14 protein-coding genes and 1 pseudogene are annotated in these 20,894 nt (G+C 66.4%); 9 read left to right on the top strand and 6 right to left on the bottom strand.

All coding sequences use genetic code 11. From position 1 onward, the window contains the following. Positions 1-194: 194 nt before the first annotated feature. On the bottom strand, positions 195-341 hold the full coding sequence (locus MJQ72_RS18655; protein WP_240600634.1) for a hypothetical protein: 147 nt from the start codon (positions 339-341) through the stop codon (positions 195-197). A gap of 198 nt (positions 342-539) precedes the next feature. Between MJQ72_RS18655 and MJQ72_RS18650 the strand changes: the two genes are divergently transcribed. The 7 genes from MJQ72_RS18650 (at position 540) to MJQ72_RS18620 (ending at position 15,257) form a co-directional block, all read left to right on the top strand. Then, the gene (locus MJQ72_RS18650; RefSeq protein WP_240600633.1) at positions 540-1,451 is read left to right on the top strand and encodes a helix-turn-helix transcriptional regulator; all 912 of its coding nucleotides are present in this window, start codon (positions 540-542) and stop codon (positions 1,449-1,451) included. Positions 1,452-1,839: 388 nt separating this feature from the next. Continuing rightward, entirely contained in the window at positions 1,840-8,802 is a 6,963-nt protein-coding gene (locus MJQ72_RS18645; RefSeq protein ID WP_396426958.1) for an SDR family NAD(P)-dependent oxidoreductase, read from the top strand. Then, positions 8,799-10,301, top strand: a complete 1,503-nt coding sequence (locus MJQ72_RS18640; RefSeq protein ID WP_240600631.1) for an NAD(P)/FAD-dependent oxidoreductase — start codon at positions 8,799-8,801, stop codon at positions 10,299-10,301. Before MJQ72_RS18645 ends, MJQ72_RS18640 begins: the two co-directional genes overlap by 4 nt. A gap of 1,297 nt (positions 10,302-11,598) precedes the next feature. After that, a complete protein-coding gene (locus MJQ72_RS18635) occupies positions 11,599-12,486 on the top strand; it encodes a Mu transposase domain-containing protein (RefSeq protein WP_240600630.1) in 888 nt (295 codons plus the stop codon). Continuing rightward, a complete protein-coding gene (gene istB / locus MJQ72_RS18630) occupies positions 12,483-13,268 on the top strand; it encodes an IS21-like element helper ATPase IstB (RefSeq protein WP_240600629.1) in 786 nt (261 codons plus the stop codon). The genes MJQ72_RS18635 and istB overlap by 4 nt, the downstream gene beginning before the upstream one ends. A gap of 334 nt (positions 13,269-13,602) precedes the next feature. Continuing rightward, a complete protein-coding gene (locus tag MJQ72_RS18625; RefSeq protein ID WP_240600628.1) occupies positions 13,603-13,866 on the top strand; it encodes a hypothetical protein in 264 nt (87 codons plus the stop codon). Between the two features lie 521 nt (positions 13,867-14,387). Beyond that, entirely contained in the window at positions 14,388-15,257 is an 870-nt protein-coding gene (locus tag MJQ72_RS18620) for a DUF3050 domain-containing protein (protein ID WP_240600627.1), read from the top strand. Positions 15,258-15,741: 484 nt separating this feature from the next. On the opposite strand, the gene MJQ72_RS18615 is transcribed toward MJQ72_RS18620, so the two are convergent. The 4 genes and pseudogenes from MJQ72_RS18615 to MJQ72_RS18600 form a co-directional block, all read right to left on the bottom strand. Beyond that, on the bottom strand, positions 15,742-15,942 hold the full coding sequence (locus tag MJQ72_RS18615; RefSeq protein ID WP_240600626.1) for a hypothetical protein: 201 nt from the start codon (positions 15,940-15,942) through the stop codon (positions 15,742-15,744). Between the two features lie 145 nt (positions 15,943-16,087). Beyond that, positions 16,088-16,831, bottom strand: a complete 744-nt coding sequence (locus MJQ72_RS18610; protein ID WP_396426957.1) for an SDR family NAD(P)-dependent oxidoreductase — start codon at positions 16,829-16,831, stop codon at positions 16,088-16,090. Continuing rightward, positions 16,818-17,821 (bottom strand): annotated as a pseudogene (locus MJQ72_RS18605) (threonine aldolase family protein). The gene MJQ72_RS18610 and the pseudogene MJQ72_RS18605 overlap by 14 nt, the downstream one beginning before the upstream one ends. 80 nt (positions 17,822-17,901) lie before the next feature. Further along, on the bottom strand, positions 17,902-18,888 hold the full coding sequence (locus tag MJQ72_RS18600) for a TauD/TfdA family dioxygenase (protein WP_240600625.1): 987 nt from the start codon (positions 18,886-18,888) through the stop codon (positions 17,902-17,904). A gap of 359 nt (positions 18,889-19,247) precedes the next feature. Between MJQ72_RS18600 and MJQ72_RS18595 the strand changes: the two genes are divergently transcribed. Further along, entirely contained in the window at positions 19,248-19,541 is a 294-nt protein-coding gene (locus MJQ72_RS18595) for a hypothetical protein (RefSeq protein ID WP_240600624.1), read from the top strand. Positions 19,542-19,969: 428 nt separating this feature from the next. On the opposite strand, the gene MJQ72_RS18590 is transcribed toward MJQ72_RS18595, so the two are convergent. Then, on the bottom strand, positions 19,970-20,131 hold the full coding sequence (locus MJQ72_RS18590) for an AlpA family transcriptional regulator (protein WP_240600623.1): 162 nt from the start codon (positions 20,129-20,131) through the stop codon (positions 19,970-19,972). A 127-nt stretch (positions 20,132-20,258) separates the two neighbouring features. Between MJQ72_RS18590 and MJQ72_RS18585 the strand changes: the two genes are divergently transcribed. Continuing rightward, entirely contained in the window at positions 20,259-20,852 is a 594-nt protein-coding gene (locus tag MJQ72_RS18585) for a hypothetical protein (RefSeq protein ID WP_240600622.1), read from the top strand. Positions 20,853-20,894 lie beyond the last annotated feature (42 nt).

Below are 20,894 nucleotides of genomic sequence, written 5' to 3'. Positions count from 1 at the left end.
TGGTCAACCACCTCAGAAGGCGTCGTCGAATCCACCGATTCCGAGGGCAGCCGTACTGGGCGGCTCTGGCGATCGTCGCAAGGGTCAGAAGACAGCACGACGATGAGGAAGCAGGATGGCCTTCGGTCGAGCCTGACGTTCTGGATGACGAGGCGCCCGAAGCCCTCGTTCTCCCTCCACAGCCACGACCGTACCTAGAACCCCTGCTTCCGGCGTCCCACGAGATCAAGCGGGCGCAAGTAGCTTCCCGAACCCGAGGCGGGTGAGCCGGTCATGGAGGAACCGCCCTCGATCCGGTCGTGGAACTGCTTGATCGTCGACAGCGACAGTCCGTTGGGCAAGGTCGCCTCCTCAGTATGTGACCTGACCGCACACCTCCCCGACCCTGACATGACGTTCCTCTGCTCTGTCTGCTTCGGCAAGCAGTGGCCGTGCGAACGGTTCGACATCGCTGCAAGGGAAGTACTTGCCGCCCGGCTCTCGCTGGCGGCTCTCGTCCCGTCCGAACTCCACCACCGACTCTGGCCACAAAGTCCTCAATGGCCAGGGCCGAGCTAGACCTGAGAAAGCGATCCATCGTGTTCAAATCCGCACCGAAACAACCGACACAACCCAGGCACGTCGAGGAGTCCACGGCGAAGAGCCGAGAGCTTGGCGCCGCGCTCCGGCGAGCGCGGAAACACGCTGACCTGACTCAGGCTGAGATCTGCGGCTCAACCGGTTGGGGAGCCCCGAAAGTCTCTCGAATAGAGAGCGGGCAGCGCGAAGGGTCCCTTCTGGACATCGTCACGTACCTTGCGAAAGCCACGACGGAACCGGCCAATTTCGATCGCCTGAAGAAACTGGCCGAGTCACCGCCCAACGGCTACGACCTCCAGCGTCACCCAGAGAACATGCCCGACCTGCTCCCCACCTTCGATTTCCTGCACACGAGCGCCAAGACCACGACCTTCTACGAACCGCGGCGAATCCCTTCCCTACTGCAGAGCGAGCAGTACGCGGACGTGATGCTGCGGCAGAACCGGAACCCCAAGGACCCACTCGTCAAGAAAGCCTTGCAGGCAAGGCTATCGCGCCAGGAAGTGCTCAAAGGTGTAAAGGCAGGCTTCGACGCCACCTTCTACATCGACGAAGTCGCTCTCCACGACCCGACCATGCGCAGCGTCCTCGATGAACAGCTCCTTCAGTTGACGATCACCTCCACTGTCCCGCACTGCCACGTGCACATCGTTCCATCCGACTGCATCGACGAAGATCTTCAGACGGCGTTCGGATTCTTCGAGGACTACGACGACAACTCTGTCCTCGCCGTTCACACCGTCACCGCGATGTTGGTACTGGAAGATGCCGAAGACATGGCACCTTACCGGCGGAGGCTGAGCGAACTTCGCGAGACTGCTCTGAGCGAGAAAGAATCCGCAGAAATGATCAACTCGGCAATGCGAACATAGAAATCGAGCAAGTCAACCTGGTGACATCACCTCCAAATCCCACTCTGCTGGAGCACGCGCCCCTCTGACTGCGCATGCTTGGCGCCGACCTGGGCATCCAACCCTGCGGAGCCGTGCAACGCGTCAGGACAGCTCATCGGTACCTGGACCGGATGGACGGCCGTAGCGTTCTCGGGCCCCTCGCAGCAGACGAGCGCGGCAGGCTACCTGAGGGCGTCTTGATCGTCCGCCGCCCGTCCACCACGTCGTAAGAGGTCCTCTGACCTCGTCACGGGTGTCTTCGTGCATAACCGACAGCAGATCCGGACACATTCTGTTTTTGACATCGGCTTCGGCGACCATGATCGCGCACCCTGGCAAGCGCGGGGATTCCGATCGGGAGGTTCATTTGTCGGGCACAGGGGATGCGGCAGGCACGCCGGTCGCTATCGTCGGGATCGGCTGCCGTTTTCCGGGCGGGATCGAGGATATGCCGGGTTTCTGGGAGTTGGTCGCATCCGGGACCGACGCGATCGGAGACGTCCCGGCCGACCGTTGGCGAATCCGTGACCACTACGACGCGGACCCGGCCGCGCCGGGTCGGATGTTCGTGCGACAGGGTGGTTTCCTGCGGGATCCGGTAGACGAATTCGACGCGGGCTTCTTCGGGATGTCGCCGCGCGAAGCGGCTGCTCTCGATCCGCAGCAGCGGCTGCTGCTGGAGGTCACCTGGGAATCGCTGGAGGACGCCGGGATCCCGCCGAAGTCGACCGCGGCCGCCAATGTCGGTGTCTACGTCGGCGGGTTCACCTTCGACGCGGCGACGCTGCAGTTGACTGACTCGAACCGGCATCTCGTCGGTTCGGCCACGCCGACCGGCGTGAGCATGACGATGCTGGCCGCGCGGTTGTCGTATGCGTTCGACTGGCGAGGTCCGGCGTTGACTCTCGACACCGCATGCTCGTCGTCGCTGGTCGCGCTGCACCACGCGGTGGGCGCGCTCGCCCGTGGGGACTGCGACCTCGCCGTGGCGGCAGGGGTGAACGTGATGGTCAATCCGGTCACGACCGTCCTGATGTCCAAAGGGCAGTTCCTTTCACCGGACGCCCGCTGCAGGTCGTTCGACCACCGCGCCAACGGTTACGCCCGCGGCGAGGGCGCGGGCGTCTTGCTGCTGAAGCCGTTGCCCGCAGCGGTGCGTGACGGTGACCGCATCCACGCGGTCGTGCGTGGCACGGCGGTGAACCAGGACGGCCGCACGCCGGGGATCACCGTGCCCAGCGTGCACGCCCAGCGGCTGCTGATCGAGCGGGCCTGCCAGGTCGGGGACGTCGAGCCCGCGTCCGTCGGGTACTTCGAAGCTCATGGAACCGGTACCGCGGTGGGCGATCCGATCGAGGCGACCGCGATCGGTGAGGTGCTGGGTGATTCGCCGCGTACGCACTGGATCGGATCGGTCAAATCGAACTTCGGGCACACCGAGGCGGCGGCCGGCGTCGCCGGGGTGATCAAGGCGGTCCTCTCCCTCGGCAAGGGGCTGATCCCGGCGAACCTGCACTTCGAACGGCCTAACCCGAAGATCCCGTTCGACCGGCTTCCGTTGCGGGTTCCGACGGAGATGGTGCCGTTCCCGGAGTCAGCGGGGCCGCGCCGGGCCGGGGTGAACTCATTCGGCTTCGGCGGGACGAACGCGCACGCCATCCTGGAGCAGTGGACAGGATCCGAGCCCGTCGCGACTACCGAGAAAGAGCGGGGGCCGGTTCTCCTGCCGCTGTCGGCGAGAAGCCCGGAAGCCCTGCGTGCACTGGTGGGTTCTTACGCGAAGGTGCTGGACGGACCGGGAAGCCCCTCGCTGCGGCGGGTCGCCCGGGCGGCGTCACGGCAGCGCGAGCACCATCCGCTGCGCACGTTCGTGGTGGCCGAGGACGCACACGAGGCGGCGGCGAAGCTGCGGGAGCTGGCCGTCGAGCCGAGGCGGCCGACGAGACCGGGAAATGCATTCGTGTATACCGGAATGGGCCCGCAATGGTGGGGCATGGGCCGGGAGCTCCTGGCGACGGAGCCGCGCTTCGCCGAGGTCATCGCGGCTTGCGACGAGGTACTGGCGAATTTCGGCGTGTGCATGGCGGACGAGCTCGGCCGCGACGAGGCTGAGTCGAGGCTCACCAAGACGTTGTACGCGCAGGTCGGGAATTTCGTCGTGCAAGCCGGGCTCACCGCGCTGTGGCGCGCGTGGGGAATCGAGCCGGCCTTCATCGTGGGTCACAGCGTGGGCGAGGTCGCAGCCGCGTACGCGGCGGGCGTGTATACGCTCGAAGACGCCCTCACCATCAGTTTCCACCGTGCGCACCTTCAGTCGCGCCTTGCCGGTCGCGGCGCGATGGCGGCCGTGGACCTTCCCGCGGACGAGGTCGCCGCGTACCTGCGGGAGGGCGTAGCGGTTGCCGCGGTCAACAGCGCGTACGCGACAACGCTCGCCGGCGATCACGACGCCCTGGCGGCGGTGGGTGAGCGACTGAGCGCGGCGGGAGCGTCGGTGAAGCCGCTCCGCGTCGAGGTGGCGTACCACAGCCACCAGATGGAGGAGATCCGCGAACCGTTGCTCGCCGCGTTGCGGGATATCCGGCCGCGCCGCGCGGAAATCCCGCTGTTCTCCACGGTCACCGGTGACCAGGTCGATGGTCCGGAACTCGATGCGGGTTACTGGTGGCGCAACGTCCGCGAGACTGTGCTGTTCGCCGACGCGTTCCGGCGCGTGCTCACTCGGGCGCCCGGTGCCGTGCTGGAGATCGGACCGCATCCGGTGCTCGCGTCCGCGATCGACGAGGCGCTGGCCGACCGCACCGACGAGATCGTCCGCCTGGCATCGGCGCGCCGCGAGGAACCGCAGCGCGAGTACCTGCTCGCCGCGCTCGGTCACCGATATGCCGCCGGCGCCGATCCGGCGTGGGACCGGGTGCATCCGGGGACACGCGAACACCTGGACCTGCCGCGGTATCCGTGGCAGCGAGAGCGACATTGGGTGGAATCGGTGGTGTCGCGGGAAAAGCGGCTGGGTACTGGCGAACTGCGGCTCGGCGGACGGCCTGTCGCCGGGGTCACGCCGGTCCACGACGTCGAGCTGTCGGCCTCTGCGTTGCCGTACCTGAACGATCACCGGATCGGCGAGGCCGTGGTGTTCCCAGGCTCCGGCTATCTGGAAGCCGCGCTGGCCGCTTTTCCGGACGACGAGACGTGTCTGCTCGAAGATGTCGTGTTCCACCGTCCGCTCGTGCTGGCACCGTCGTCGATCCCGACGCTACGGGCAGGCTACGACCCGGCGCGGCAGCTGCTCACCCTGCACAGCCGCACCCAGCCCGACGATCCACTGTGGACGTTACACACCGAGCTGCGTCGCAGCCAGGTCACCAAGACGCTGCTGCCCGAACGGCGCACCGGAACGCCAGCCGTGCTGACCGAAGGGCTGCCGGAACTCGGCCACGACGAGGTATACGCGCGGCTGGGAGGCACTGGCCTGAACTATGGCCCGGCGTTCCGTGCCGTGGAGCGGTTGTGGTGGCGGCGGGAGAGCCACGAAGTGTACGCCGAGCTGCGGCTGGATACCGTCGAGCAGGACGGCCACCGATTGCACCCCGTGGTGCTCGACGCGGCACTGCAGGCGGTGATCGCCGGTGCGCTGATGCTCGGCGACGATGTGGAATCCGTCACCTACGTCCCGGCTCGAATCGATGCGCTGCGGTTCTTCCGTTCCCCGGGCACGCGGTTGTGGGTGCACGGCCGGGGTCGACACCCCGCGGGACCTGACCGGATCGACTGTGACCTGTCCCTTGTGACCGACGACGGTGACGTGGTCGCCGAGATTCGGGGCCTGCAGGCCAGGCGGCTCGCGGAGGTGGCGGACGAGCCGTCGTCGCTGGTTTACGGGCACACGTGGCAGCCGGAATCGCTGGAACAGGCCTCGGAAGGCTCCCCAGGGCGAGCGGATGGCCGGTGGATCGTCGTCGGATCGTCGGCCACGGCATCCGAGCTCGCCCTCGACCTCGTCGCGGCGGTGGAGGACGTCGTCGCTGTGGACCCGGCCGATGATGACTGGGTCGAGCGAGTTCTTTCCTCGATTTCAAGCTGCCGCGCTGTGGTTTACATCGACAACATCGACCCCGAGGTCGCGTGCGCACCGATCGCCGCACCGCTGCGGCTCGTACAAGAACTGCCCGCTGTGCCGTTGTTCCTCGTGACCATGGGTGCACAAGGCGCCTCCACGTCGAACCCGTCGGCGGCTTCGTTGTGGGGCTTCGGCAGGGTCGTCGCCGCCGAGCGGCCGGAACTGCGATGCCGGCTGGTGGATCTCGCCCCAGGCGTGTCCGGGAAGGCGTTGCTCGCCGAAGTCCTTCACGACAAGGGCGACGAGGTCTCCCTCCGGCCCGACGGCCGGTATGTGCGGCGGCTGAAGCAGGCCGAGGACGGCTCGGAACTCGACCATGTCCGCACGCGCACCGACCTCACCCCGGTGCGGCTGGCGTCGTCCGGCGGTGCGCTCGGTTTCCTCGCCACCACTCGCCGTCCGGCCGGTCCAGGTGAGGTCGAGGTCCGGGTATCCCACGTCGGGCTCAACTTCAAGGACGTGCTCAAACACACCGGCCTGATCTCGCCGCACGCGATCGAGGGAAGCCATTCCGGTGAGACGCTCGGGCTCGAATGCTCGGGAACGGTCGTGGCGGTGGGCGACGGCGTAGCCGGTTTCGAGGCCGGGGACGAGGTGTTCGCGCACAGCCGAGACCTGTTCGCCTCGTACGTGACGCTCGAGGCGGTGCGCGTGGTCAAGAAGCCCGACGCGTTGTCGGCCGCTGAGGCGGCGTCGCTGCTGCCCGTGGTCACCGCGCACCTGTCGCTTGTCCGGCTCGCGGGCCTCCGCTCCGGCGAGCGGGTGCTCATCCACTCCGCGGCCGGTGGCGTCGGACTGGCTGCGGCGAGGATCGCAAGGTGGCTCGGCGCGGAGGTACTCGTCACCGCCGGCAGCGCACAGCGGCGTGATTTCCTGCGCCAGGAGGGGTTTGCGCTCGTCGCCGATTCGCGGTCTCCGTCGTTCGCGGACGACATCCTGGACTGGACCGGCGGCGCGGGCGTCGACGTGGTGCTGAACTCGTTGCCCGGAGCCATGATCGACCACAGCCTTCGGGCTATGAGCACTTTCGGCCGGTTCGTGGAGCTGGGCAAGCCAAGCGACGTCGCGGATCACGCGGTGCGGCTTGCCTCGGCCCGGCGGGCGTTGTCGTTCCACTCCTTCGACTACGACCAGATGATGGCTCTGCGCCCCGGTGACGTCCGGGCATGCATGCAGGCGGTCGCGGAACTCTGCGAACAGAAGGTGATCGCACCGTTGCCGGTCACCGAGTGGCCGGCGAAGGACACCGCCGAGGCCTTCCGCGCCATGGCGGGTCCTGAGCACCGCGGGAAGATCGTGCTGCGCATGGCCGAGGAGGAAGTGCTGGTCCCGGCGGCGTCGATGCCCGAGGCACCGATCCGGCCGGACAGGACGTACGTCATCACCGGTGGTCTCGGAGGGCTCGGCCGGACGGTGGCGCGCTGGCTCGCCGAACAGGGCGCGCGGCACCTCGTGCTGGTCGGCCGCAGCGGGGTCACCACGCCTGTTGCCGACCAGTTGGTGACGGACCTGACCAACGGAGGGGTCGAGGTGCGGGTCGAGAAGGTCGACGTCGGTGACTACGCGCAGGTGCGCGCACTCCTCACCGGCATCCGCGCCGGACTGCCCCCACTGGCCGGTGTGCTGCATGCCGCGGCCGATTTCGACGACGTCGTGCTTGCCGACACCGACGCTGACCGGCTGCTCACAGCTACCGGGCCGAAAGCGGACGGTGCTTGGCATCTGCACCGGGAGACTCTTGGCGACCGTCTCGACTTCTTCGTGCTGTTCTCGTCGGTAGCGGCTCAACTGGGCGCGGTCGGCGCTGGCGCGTACACCACAGCCAACGAATTCCTCAACGGCCTCGCCCGCTACCGGCGCGCACAGAGACTCCCCGCGACCAGCGTCGGCTGGGGAATGATCGACGACGTCGGGGTCGCGGTGAGCCGCGACGGTTACGTAGGCGATGTCCTTCGCCGCACCGGCCACGTCGGCATTTCCCCCGCTCGGCTGGTCGCCGAGCTGGGAGCGCTGCTGCACACACAGCCTTCGGAGGTGTCGGTCGCCGACATCGACTGGCCGCGATGGGCGCGCGCCAATCCGCAGCTCGCACCGTTGCCGAGGTTCGCCGGCGTGGTTCCGTCGAGCGCCGCCGACAACGGGGACGAGTCCGTCGGGAAGCGACTGCGCGAGGCGACCCCGGCCGATCGTGCGTCTATGCTGCCCGAGCTCGTCACGCCGTTGCTGCAGCGCACCACCGGCCTTACCGAGCGCCAGCTCGGTGAGGAGCACGCGGTCGACGTGGACTCGCTCACCGCGGTTGAAATGCGGGTGCTGCTGCAGAAACACCTCGGGGTCGCGGTGCCGGCGGTGCGGCTGCAGCGCAACCTCAGCGTGGGTGTGCTCGTCGATCTTCTCGTCGACGAGCTGGGCCGCTCGCAGGCCGAAACGGCCGCCGTTCCGCACGAGATCATTTCGGCGGACGGGCTGACGATCTACGGCCACCTGAGCGTTCCCGCGGGCCCCGGACCGCATCCGGCCGTCGTGGTGTGCACGGCGGGCGAAGGTGGGGCGTTGAACGCAGACGGTGACTACGCTCACCTCAGCGAGCACGCTCCACTGCTCGCCGCGGGGTTCTCCGTCCTCACCGTCGACCAGCGCGGCGCGCCAGGGCACGGTCCCGATTTCACCGCCAGGGCCGAAATGGGCGGTGGAGACGTCGACGACGTCATCGCGGCCGCCCGGTACCTCGCCGATCTGCCGGGGATCGACGGCAGCCGGATCAGCATCGTGGGCACCAGCCGCGGCGCCTACACCGCGTTGCTGGCGCTGGAACGCCGTCCTGATCTGTGGCGGCACGCGGCTCTGCTGATGGGCTTGTACGACCCTGCGACACTCGTGGCTGCCGAACAAGCCCAGCCCGGTACGCTGCTTCCGACGGACTCCGGGTTCGGCTCGGCTGACGTCGAAAGCTACTTCTCCGCGCCGGAACGGCAGCCGCTCACCGACGTCGGCACGCTCGGCACACCGTTGATGATCTTGCACGGCGACGCGGACTCGGTCGTTCCCCTTGCCCAGTCGGAAGAACTCGCCACCCAAATCCAGGCGGCGGGATTGCCCGTGAAGATGGTCACGGTGCCAGGGCTGTCACACGATAGCGAACATGAAGACCGGGTATGGACCGGCTTGTGGCCCGAGATCGGCCAGTTCCTCCGGGAAGGCCCGCGATGACGACGCGAACGGAGGCACTGATCGTCGGCGCCGGCCTATCGGGGATCGGGCAGGCCGTGGCCCTCACGCGGTCCGGGATCGATTTCGTGGTGTTGGAGAAGGCGCCGGACCTCGGCGGCACCTGGCGGGCCAACACGTATCCCGGTGCGACCTGTGACGTCGAGGCACACCTGTATTCGTACTCGCATACCAAAAATCCGTACTGGCGCTCGACATACGCCGGTCAGGAGGAAATCCTCGGGTACCTCCGCGGTGTCGCCGACCGCCACGGACTCCTGCCTCGGATCCGCTTCGGCACCCAGGTGACGAGCGCCCGCTGGGACGAGGCGACCGCGGAGTGGACCGTCAAGACCGGGGACGGCGCCACCTACGTCAGCCGGTTCCTCATACTCGGAGTCGGTGGCCTGCACGTCCCCCGGATTCCCGACGTGCCCGGCGCGGCGACGTTCCAGGGCAGCACCTGGCACACGTCGTGCTGGAACCACGACATCGACCTGGCGGGCAAGCACGTGACGCTCGTCGGCGTCGGCGCCTCCGGGGTGCAGGTCGCGCCACACCTGGCCGAACGGGCCGCGTCCTTGACGATCTTCCAGCGCACCGCGCCGTGGGTTCTACCGAAGGCGGACGCGGCGATCCCGGCCTGGCGCCAACGGCTTTTCGCCTGGCTCCCCGCCGCGCGGTCGTTGCACCGGCTGGGGATCTACCTGCAACGGGAGAAACGTGGCTTCGGCTTCCACACTCGCCCGGAACTGCTGCGTGTCGCCGAGCCGATCGTCCAGCGGCGGATCGCCGAGCAGATCACAGATCCGTCGCTGCGCGTGCTCGTGACGCCGGACTACCCGCTGGGCTGCAAACGAGTCCTGTTCTCCACCGGCTACTACGCGACGCTGAACCGGCCGGACGTGCATGTCGTGCCCGGCGGCCCGGCCGAGCTCCGCCCGGACACGATCGTCGACACGGCCGGGGGCGAACACCGGACCGATGTGCTCGTCTACGCCACCGGGTTCGACCTCACCGGCTCGTTCGACCGGATCGAGATCGCCGGTCTCGGCGGTCGGCTGCTGAAGGAAGCGTGGCGGGACGGCATGCACGGATATCACGGGCTCGCGGTGCCGGATTTCCCCAATATGTTCACGCTCCTGGGACCGAACGGATTCGCGCCCTACACGAGCGTCGTGCCGAACATCGAGACACAGGCCCGCTACGTGGTCCAAGCCATCCGCACGACGCGTTCGACCGGCGCCCGAGCCCTGACCGTCCGCCACGACGCGACCGACCGTTTCCTGGCCGAGACGCGGACACGCTTCGCCCGGACCGTCTGGGCCCCCGGCAACTGCCGCAACTGGTACCAGAACGCCTCGCCTAGCGGAACGGTCTTGTGGCCGGACTCGATCCTGCGCTATCGCCTGCGCCTGCGCAGGCTGCGGAGGACCGACTACGATTTCCTGCCCGCACAGGAATCCGTTCGATCGGGAAGTGAATCATCGTCACCGGGCTAAGCACCAATTGACGTGACTGATCGCGTGAGACGTCCCTGAGAGCTGTTACCTCTCGAGCTGGACGCGTTGAAAGTCAAGGGTCTTGCTGATCACCGGCGCGGGCTTCGCCCGGATGCGGCGAAGCCCCTGGTATGCCCTTATGGCCGGGGCGCTGCCGTCTCGACACGACCGCCGCTGCCATCGACCCTTCGCCGAGCGAAGGAAATGCCACGGGTTGAGACAAATCATGATGACGTCGCGATGAGACAACAGAAAGGGCCCAGGATGTGCCCGCCTACGTTTGCGCTCACCTCACTTGGACTCTCGTCAAGGGCTTTCCGGTTCACGAAATCAGCCCCACATTGAGCCGAGCGACGGACGAACTGCGCCCTGCCCCGGTCGCATCCGTTCCCACGTCCGAATCTCTACCTCACGCGAGGGTGACCAACCAGGCGCCCGACCGATGACAACGTCCGGATCCGGAAACGAAACCTCGAATCACTCCCCGATCTCGACCATTGTCGGCGGACACGCGAAGATCCAGATAGGCGGACATCGCGTTCCGGGTCGGCGGACATGAAATCTCCGGGTTGACGGACTTGGTTGCTGGGCGCGACACGCCCTTGTTGATCAATGCAGGGAGGGGCCCTGTCGGGCGGGTTGGCTCTGGTTTGTGTGGTTCCAGACCAGCCGCTCGAGGAGGGCCCCTCGTGACCAAGTCTGACAGGAAAATCATGGAGATTCTGGAAGCGTTCGATCTGACACGCTGCGCTCACTCGGCTGCGCAGCTGGTCGGGGTGGATGAGAAGACCGTCGCCCGGTATGTCGCGATCCGTGACGCTGGTGGTGACCCGATCGGGCGTCCGGTGACGCGGCCGAAGATCGACCCGTTCGCGGAGAAGATCGAGGAGCTGGTCGAGGCGTCGGAGGGCAAGGTCCGTGCTGACGTGGTGCATGAGCGTCTGGTCGCGATGGGGTTCGCCGGCGTCGAGCGGACCACTCGTCGTGCCGTCGCTCGCGCTAAGCAGGCGTGGAAGGCTGGCCACCGGCGAAAATATCGTCCCTGGATCCCGGATCCGGGCATGTGGTGTCAGTTTGACTGGGGTGAGGGGCCGAAGGTCGGTGGGCGGCGGACGCAGCTGTTCTGCGGCTGGCTGCCCTGGTCGCGGTTTCGGGTGGTGATCCCGGTCTGGGACCAAACTCTCGGGACGTTGGTGTCCTGTTTGGACACGATGTTGCGCCGGATGGGTGGCGCCCCAACATATTTGCTGACCGACAATCCGCGGACGGTCACGGCGACCGGGTCGCCGGGGTTCCAGTGCGGCATCCGGACATCGTCTCGGCCGGGCGGCACTACGGTTGCAAGGTCGAAACGTGTGAGCCGTTCGACCCGGAATCCAAGGGCGGTGCGGAGAACACCGTCAAGATCGCCAAGGCCGACTTGGTGCCGACCTCGGCGAACCTGCTGCCCGAATACCGCTCGTTCGCCGAGCTGGCTGACGCTTGCTTCGAGTGGTGCGAACGCGTCAACGCCCGCGTCCATCGCGAGACCGCGGCGACTCCGAACGCTCGGCTCGATATCGAACGGGCGCATCTGCACGTTCTTCCCGAGCAGCCGCATGCGCTCGCTCTCGGGGAAGAGCGCCTGGTCGAGACGGACCAGACGATCAGGTTCGGGTCGGTCCGGTATTCGACCCCGGACGGACACCAGAGCAGCAAGGTCTGGGTCCGGGTCGTCGGCGATGAGCTCGTCGTCACCGCCCGGAGCGCCGCAGGGCTGGCCGAGATCGCACGGCACCGGCTCTCGACCCCCGGGAAGCCGCGGATTCTCGACGCGCACTACTCGGCCAGCCGTTGCACGGGTTCGCCGCGTCCGCCGAAGATCCGGCCGCGGACCGAAACCGAGGTCGCGTTCCTCGACTTGGGCGAAGGCGCGCATCGCTGGCTGGTCGAGGCCGCCTCGACCGGAGTCACCCGCATTCGCACCAAGATGGGCAAGGCCCTCGAACTCGCCGCCGCGCTGGGCCCGGAGAGGGTTGACGAAGCGTTGGGCCTGGCCGCGATCGCCGGGCGGTTCGCCGAGGAGGACCTGCCCTCGATCGTGGATCACCTGGCCACCTCCGCGTCCATCACCGACGTTGTCCGCGCCGACGAAGGCCATTCCGCGCAACCGGGGACCTCGGCCTGGGAGGGGCTGGGCGAATGAGCGCCTCGACATCGCCGGCGCTGCCGGAGGACCTCGATCGGGTGCTGCGCCGGATGCGGCTGCCCTACCTGCGCAAAGCCGCCCCTGAGGTCCTCGCGACCGCGCGGGCGCAACGCTGGGACCCCGCCGAGGTCCTGCGCGTCCTGCTAGACGAGGAAGCCTCCGGCCGCAACGCCGCGACCCGGCGGATGCGAAGGAAGAAAGCGCAGCTGCCCAACGGCAAAACGCTCTCGTCCTGGCGGCCGGAGGAGTCCTCGATCAGCGAGGCCACCCAGAACGCGTTGATCACACTGGAATGGTTGCAGCGAAACGAGAATCTTGTCCTGAGCGGCCCGTCCGGGACAGGCAAGAGCCACTTCGCCGAAGCGCTGGCCAACCTCGCGATCGAGAAGGACATGCGGGTCGCCTGGCACACCCTCGAAACCCTCACCGCGACCATCATGAAGTCCAAAGTGGACGGAACGATCGCGCGGACGGTCGCCCGCATCTGCGGCAACGACTTGATCGTGGTCGACGACATCGGGCTGCTCCCGGTCGCAGCCGAGTCCGCCGAGGCCCTCTACCGGGTCGCCGACGTCGCATATGAGCGGCGCTCGATTGCGCTGACCAGCAATATTCACCCGTCTGGCTTCGACACGATCATGCCCAAGACCACGGCAACAGCGACAGTGGATCGGCTCCTCCACCACGCTCACCTCGTCGCCACCAAAGGCGACAGCCATCGCCTCGCCGAAGCCCTCGCCGGCAAGGGGGTGCACCCGCTGACCAACACCACCGAGTGACCCACATGTCCGCCCATCCGGAGAAACCATGTCCGCCAGCCCGCAGAACCGAAGTCCGCCCGCCCGGAGGTCACGATGACCGTTGACAGACCATCCCGAGATACCGAAGGGTCAGCTCTTCGCCGGCCGGACGGCCATCTTCCACCCGATGGTTTTCGCCACTCACCAGACTGAAGCTAACAGGCACCTGCACGTCCGACTTGCACCGGCGTCAATACGGCATGTCTGACCCGAGAAACTTACTCAAACCTTGATCACTTAGCACTCCAGGTTTTTGCTGGAGGGATAATGCGGTACATCAACATCAGGTCGTTTGCGCGGCTCGTCGTGACACGTGAAAAAGCGCGCGCGGTTCACGGCCAGTTGGATTCCTCGTTATGGCGGCGCGCAGGGGGCGAAGATCGCACTGAAGTGGCTGACCGGACACCAGGACGGCGTCCTCTTGCGTGGGGCGGGCCAGAGCGTGGAGGCCGAGTGGGCGCACCCGACCCAGGTCGCCCCCTTCGGCTCCGAGCTGGAAGATGACGAGTCGATCGACATCGAGGCGGAAGAGCTCCACGACACGGAGACGCTGGCACGCCGCAGGACGCCGAGGTGATATCGGAAACGCAGTACTTCTACCAAGCCGACCAGGACCGACTCCACGCCACCGAGCAAAGCACACTGTCAGCGTCCGCAGACAGCGGCCAATGAGGTGCTGAAGATCGGTAGCGGCGTCCGCCATGACTCCGAATCCTCCGGGTGTTCGATGCCTCCATCAAACCTGGGGCGGAACGCACACTCAGCGAAACTCCACCGTGCGTGTCCGGGCACCCACCAGCGTGCCGAATCCCTTGCGCCCGATCACACACCGCTCATCAAGGATTCCTGCTTTCAGACGAGATCGACACCCAGGCGGGTACTAACGTTGAACAGCTATTTCGACCAGTTGCGTACGACACTACGTTCGAATTGGAATTGACCGCTCTAGTTCAAAGACAGGAGCACCTCGAGCCGAAACTCCTTCACGAATTAACTCGGTGCGATCTCACGCATACCGAGGCCATAGTCCTCTGTCGCACCGACAGGTGGGCCGCTCCAGCCAAGGCACGAGGGCGGCGGCCACCGCATACCCATCGAATGACTCCTGCCTACGACCAGGCAGCAACGAACGGGCCACTACCACTATTCAGACAGGAACCCCCGATGTCGCGCTATAAATGGGAAACCACCCATCCCGGAATCGACATGATTCGAGCCAAGATCGAGCCCGAACGCGACGAGGTGACCACTCACCGGATATATGACTGCTTCGCGTCGACTTCCGACATCGCCGTCTTCATGGAACACCACGTGTTCGCCGTCTGGGATTTCATGTCGCTGCTGAAAACCCTGCAACGTCAGCTGACCTGCGTCGAGGTGCCCTGGATTCCGCGGGGACACGCGACCAGTAGGCGACTCATCAACGACATCGTCCTGGTCGAAGAGAGCGACGAGCTGGATTCGGGATTCAGCAGCCATTTCGAACTCTACCGGGCCGCCATGGCACAGGTCGGCGCGAACACCAGGGCCATCGACAAGTTCCTCGACGCCCTACGGATGGGGAAACCCGTGCCAGATGCCTTGGCCATCGCCGGCGTACCGCGGCCGTCAGCCGAATTCGTTTCGGCGACCTGGCGGATCATCACCGACAGTCCCGTGCATTGCCAAGCCGCCGCGTTCGCCTTCAGCCGGGAAGACCTCATACCGGAAATGTTCGACAAGGTGATCGCCACCGAGCCGGCAGACGGCCGCCTCCGGCTGTTCCGCGCCTACCTCGAACGGCACATCGCGGTCGATGCCGACGAGCACACGCCGATGGCGATGCAGATGCTCGCCGATCTCTGCGGCGACGACGAGGTCAAATGGGACCAGTGTGTCGGCACCGTCCGCACAGCGATGCACGCCAGGATCCACTTCTGGGACGGCATCGTCTCGGCGATGGACACCGCGCTGAGCGGTGCCCGGTGACGGTCATACCAGGCAGAACAGCGTGTGCTGAAGCTGGATGAACGATGCCTGGTGTGGCACTGAACTCCCAAGGAACGGCTGTCCATTCGCGACTACGAGGACGATCATCATGGCGGTGTAGACCGCGAACAACTCTCAACCCCGTAATCGCGTTGGTGTTCTGCGACTGCGCACAGCAGATATCGAGCGCAGCCCACCGACGGGCTTCCCCTGCCTTGGGGCCACGGTCGAAGAGCCTGCGGAGCGCTGCGTTCCGTTCCTCCGCGGAATCTTCGGCTTAGAACAAGTTCGCGCGTGTAGAGGTGCAGCAGATCGTGGATTCCGTACAGGTTCCGACCGATCCACGCGGCGAGGTGGCTGTCCCCCTCGCCGCGGTGTTGTCACTGACCACGCGGCCATCGCTGCACGTGCTCAGTGGCGGCGGGCATTGTGGTCCGCCACCAACGACGCAGCTGGGCGGCACCGTACTCGACGATCGACACGATCAGGCGGGACGCGGGTTCTGCGCAGCCGAGGGACGTCGGCGCCGGGCCCGCCGCGACGCCGGTGTCAGGTCGTCGATCGCGGCGATCTGGTCCGCGGTCAACTCGAAGTCGAACACGTCGAAGTCGGTGGCGATCCGCTCGGGGTTGACCGACTTCGGGAAGTAATGTCCGTTGCGGAGAGTAGGTTCAAAGGTATGCACCAGGTGAAGTCTGGCGGCTAGCCCCCAGCGGTATGCGGACACGTCGATCGGGTGGTGATCTCCACCCACCCCGAGGAGCCGGGAGGCGCAGCTGTCCCGAGTATGGGTGACCTTCCATTATGAAGCGGCGGTCGTTCGGCACTGATCACAAGCTTTCCGACTCCTTCTTCATGATCAGATCGACACCTGTGTAGCCGCCGTCGACGAGGTAGTTGGCTCCGGAGACGAACGACGAAGCGTCACTTAGCAGGAACTTGATCACTTCGGCGACTTCTTCGGGCCGCGCGTTGCGGCCGAGCGGTGTCATACGGCCGGCTTCGAGCGATGGCTCGGTGGACATCCCGGTGTCCGCCCAGCCCGGGGATACGGCGTTCACGCGGATGCCGGCGGGCCCGAGGACGTTGGCCAAGCTCTTGGTCAGGTTGATGAGCGCCGCCTTGCTCGCCGAGTACGAAAGGGAGGCATAGGTCCCGATCATCCCGTCCTTGCTGGTGACGTTGACGATGGAGCCGCCGGGGGGCATGGTTCCGCTGAGCACCTTCGTCACCGCCAGCACGGTGCGGAGGTTGATGTCGAACACCCTGTCCCAAGACTCGAGGCTGAGGTCTTCCCACTTCTCGAACTCGATGGCGCCGGCGTTGTTCACGATTCCGTGAAACGGTTCCGAGCCGGCCAGGGCATCGATCCACGCGGAAGTCGAATCACGATCAGCGAAGTCGACCTGGACCATCTCTTCCACCCCGCACCGCGCGAGTTCGCGGGCTTCTTCGACTCCCGTACGGAAGGTACCCACAACGCGAGCGCCCGCGTTACACAGCATCAGGGCGACTGCCCTGCCGATGCCCCGCGATGCCCCGGTGACCAGGACGCGTCTGTCACTGAACTCCACTGACGGCTCCTTTTCGTTCTAGGCCGAGTGCCTCCGGTGCGCCACCGGCGGAACTGATCCGGTCGAGCACGGCATCGACCGTTGACCTGGAGATGTCACGGTGCGCCACGAACCGGACCCGGCCGGCGATTTCCGACGCGAGTACTCCGATGTCGCGCAAGGTGGATAGCGCCTGCTGTACGTCCGCCACGGTGGCCAGCACGATGTTGGTCTCCGGCCGGTTCACCGGCCAGCCCAGTTCGGCCAGTCCCGATGCGAACGCCTTCGCTTTCTCGTGGTCCGCTGCCAGTTCATCGATCCTGGTCAGCGCCACCAGTCCCGCGGCGGCGAGGACACCGCCTTGTCGTACCCCACCACCGAGCATCTGGCGGACACGCCGCGCCTGAGAAATGAACCCCTCGTCAGCCGCCAGCACGGAACCGACCGGCGCACCGAGCCCCTTCGAAAGACAGACCTGAACCGAATCGACGCCGGTCGTCAATGCCGGCAACGGCACGCCCAAAGCCACCGAAGCGTGCCACAGCCGGGCTCCGTCGAGGTGCACCCGAAGTCCGCGTTCCCGGGCGGTCGTCACCAATTCCGCCTGGTCGCCGGGCGCGATGACCACGCCCCGGCGGCGTTGTGGGTGTTTTCGAGACACAGCAATGTCGTGTTCAGTTCAGTGAACCCGGTCGCGTGCTGCGGACAGGCCGCCCGCACTGTCGCAGGAGCCGGCCTGCCGGCTCCGCCGTCATGGGGCAGCGGTACGGGCATGCCGCCCGCAAGCCAGGCGGCCGTGCCCAGCTCGTCCGCGAGCACGTGGACATCGCGTGGCGCGAGGAACCGGTCGCCGCGGCGAAGGTGCACCATCAACGCGACGAGGTTCGCCATTGACCCGCTGGGCATCCAAAGAGCGGCCGGCATGTCCAGCAGGGAAGCGACCCGCCGCTCCAGGGCGGCCATCGTGGGATCTGTGTCGATGACGTTGTCGGCCACCTCGGCGTGCATCATGGCGCGCCGCATCTCGGAATCCGGTCTGGTCACCGTGTCGGACCTGAGGTCGGCGAGCACGTCGTACGAGCCGACCGGGCTCATCGGAGGGCTCGGGAGAGTCGGCCGGTCTCGCGGTACGTCCGCCGGATGTCCCGGGCGAGGTTGATCCGCTTGAGCCAGCGATCATTGCCGTCGTAGCGCGGGGCGAATGCCTGACGACCGTGTACCACCCGGTAGTTGTCGAGGAAGACGATGTCCCCGGGCCTGAGGACCAACTGCTGGGCGGCCGCTTCGAAGGCCTCGCCGGCGACTCGGATCGCATCCGCTGCGGCATCGTCGCTCGCGCTCATGAAATCCACGTCGAATCTTACGTAAGGCCGGTTTGGCGGGCCGAACAGCACCGCTCCGGTGTCCGGTGGCAAGCCCTCATTCTCTGCGTGCGAGTCGTCGGGGTGAAACCGGAACCGGGTTTCGCCCAGCAGCTTGCGGATCCGCGGGGACAACTGGACATCGTCCACGTGGGACACGGTCGTGGCCGTGGCGTCAGGGTTGCGCAGGCACATCAGCGACACGTAGTCGGCGCGACAGGAGTGGTGGACGTCTTCGGTGTGGAGCGAAAGATCACTCAGGCTGCTCGCGCTGGTCAGGGAATGCGCGGCACGCGGCGAGGGGCAAACATCGTGGACTATCCGGCCATCCTGCTGCGTGACCCAGCTGAACGGGTCTCCGGCGAGCGATCCGCAGAGCAGTAATACCAGCATCTCCCTTGAACCCGTACCGGCCTCTTCGGCCGCGCGCCACCCGATCGGGGTGGGGGGAAGGTCGGTGCTCAGAGGCAACCCGGACACGAGAAAGACGTCTGACTCCATCAGCCGGGACTCGACGAGGAACTTGCGCAATCGTGGCGGCAAGTCTTCGGCGGCCGCCCGGATGTGGCCGAGGTTGTCCTCGAGCGACGTGCCGCGGAACCTCGACAGCATCTTTTCGGCCTGATCGGCGATCTCCGCTGCCTCGGCCGGCTCGAGAACGAGTCGCCGGATACCCCCGGCCCCTGGCTGCCTTTCAGTGGCCACCTCGACGCTCATGGACAGCTCGCTTCCCCGTTGATCCCCTGAAGCCGGGACGGCTTCGTCCGGTCTGCAACGCCTGCCATTCAGCCGGTTGGTGAGCCGTCTGTCCAGATGACATGGAGGCATCTGCGTTCAAAAGGGAAGTATCTTCCGCCAATGCGCACCCGTCATGGCGCCGGAGCCGGGTCAAAACGTAGACTGGTTGCTTTACCACGAAGGTTCACCAAGGCAGCACGCTGCGCATCCCGCTACAAAAGGTGGCTTGCCGGTACCCGCTCGGCGGGAATCTCGCGGCGTGATGGTATCTATTTCGAGATGGTGATAGGTATTGGAGTCGCAGCACCCTCGAGGAGGGACATTTACTGTCGGCCGGAGTGGCGATCCGCCGTGAGCGTGGCTGCATCAGGGCGCTCATCGGAAATGTCATGTACGGAGTCGATGTCTCCCAGCAGCGTGATTCGAAAGGCTACGACAATGCCCGCGCAGGCTTGCCGGTTCGGTGGCCGGTGATCGGGAGTCCTGTTTCACCGCTCATGTTGCTGGATTTGCTCTGTAGCCATGATGCCGGATCGGAAGGCCGCGATCCGGAGACCTCGTCGATGCTCGACTACGAGGGGCGTATCGAGGTCCTCCACCGTCGACGGCACCGGCATCGAGTCGTGCGCTGAGGATTCCCGGTGAGGGCAGGGGTTCCTTGGTCTTGAGGTGTTTATCGATGACGTCGCCGATCGCAGCGGCGGCACCGTAGGGTTCGGCGGTCTCGACCAGGGCCGCCATCTTGTCCAGTTCGGCTTGCGCGTCAGTCTGGGACGCGTACCCGCCGCGCCTGCGAGTACGGCGGGCTCCGCCGGCGCGGGCGGGAAGTTCGGCTTGGTAGTACCAAGTTCCGTGCTCGGAACGTCCAGGCACCGTTGCGGCGTTTGAGTTTCGGGCACGCGGCACCCAGCTGCTTGCTGCTCTTCGGGTGTTTGCAGGTGCAGCGTTTATAGGTGCTGCCGGAGAAGTTCTGTGCCATCGGATTCGTTCCTGCCACGATCAGGTGGGATGTGTTCCGGACAGCGCCCATCGACGCTCCATTCGGGACAAAGAGGAAGCGTCAACCACGAGGCTCTTCGTCCAGCCCGAGGAATTCCGCCAGCCGGGCGCCCACGACCCGGTAGTTGCGGCCGACCCGTTCGACCGGAACCGGGAACGTGCCCTCGCGGGCGAGCCGGTAGGCCGTGGTGCGGCCGACGCCGAGCACACGGGCGGCCGTCATCAGATCGGTCGTGACACCAAGACTCCATAACTGCCGGGACAGTGCCAGTCTTGGCCGCGCGGGAGCGGCGGTGATCAGACCGGCGGAGACGGTCCGCGCAATCCCGACACGTGGGCGCTCGCCCCCGGTGGAACGTGACACCAACGCACCCGGCACCGAGGACACGCGACCGGACACCACGGCAATAAGGGAGGCTGCCACCAGTCCGGCCGCCGATGACGCCCCGGAGGCCGCTGCCACGGACACCACCGTCGACGACGGCGCCAGGGCGGCTACTACCGCCGACGTCGAGAACGGCACCAGTCCGTTGCCCAACTCCGCATCGGATGCTCCGGGAGACAGCGCGACCGGAACCGGGCCGTCGGTAGCAGAATCGCCTGCGGACACCAACACCTCCGCCAGGGACAAGGAACGTCTGCCCAAGGGCGATCTTCGGGCTCTGGTGGAGGAATATCTGGCCGACCACCCGGGCGACGCCTTCGGGCCCGCCAGGATCGGCAAGGACCTCGGCCGTTCAGGCGGGGCGGTCAACAACGCCCTGGAGAAGCTCGTCGCCGACGGGGTACGCGCGCAAGACCTGCGAGGCGCCGAAGCGGTTCGCCATCAACCCGGACAAGACCGATGTCTCGGCAACGAACGACAACACCGAGCCCGCATTGAATGCCTGACGCCTGCCACGCCTGAGCCGCGCGCAGAACCGCCACCCTTGCCTCGGGAATAGCCGGTTCCTGCGCGCGGCCTGCTCCGGAGCGAGCCGAGGTGG

This window comes from Amycolatopsis sp. EV170708-02-1 (assembly GCF_022479115.1).
GTDB lineage: Bacteria > Actinomycetota > Actinomycetes > Mycobacteriales > Pseudonocardiaceae > Amycolatopsis.
This window is presented reverse-complemented; position numbering and strand designations above follow the sequence as displayed.

Excerpts from the sequence above, each read along its gene's own strand:
- MJQ72_RS18640 (WP_240600631.1), top strand. The coding sequence starts at position 8,799 with ATGACGACGCGAACGGAGGCACTGATCGTCGGCGCCGGCCTATCGGGG.
- MJQ72_RS18650 (WP_240600633.1), top strand. The coding sequence starts at position 540 with ATGGCCAGGGCCGAGCTAGACCTGAGAAAGCGATCCATCGTGTTCAAA.
- MJQ72_RS18620 (WP_240600627.1), top strand. The coding sequence starts at position 14,388 with ATGACTCCTGCCTACGACCAGGCAGCAACGAACGGGCCACTACCACTA.
- MJQ72_RS18590 (WP_240600623.1), bottom strand. The coding sequence starts at position 20,131 with ATGACGGCCGCCCGTGTGCTCGGCGTCGGCCGCACCACGGCCTACCGG.
- MJQ72_RS18600 (WP_240600625.1), bottom strand. The coding sequence starts at position 18,888 with ATGAGCGTCGAGGTGGCCACTGAAAGGCAGCCAGGGGCCGGGGGTATC.
- istB (WP_240600629.1), top strand. The coding sequence starts at position 12,483 with ATGAGCGCCTCGACATCGCCGGCGCTGCCGGAGGACCTCGATCGGGTG.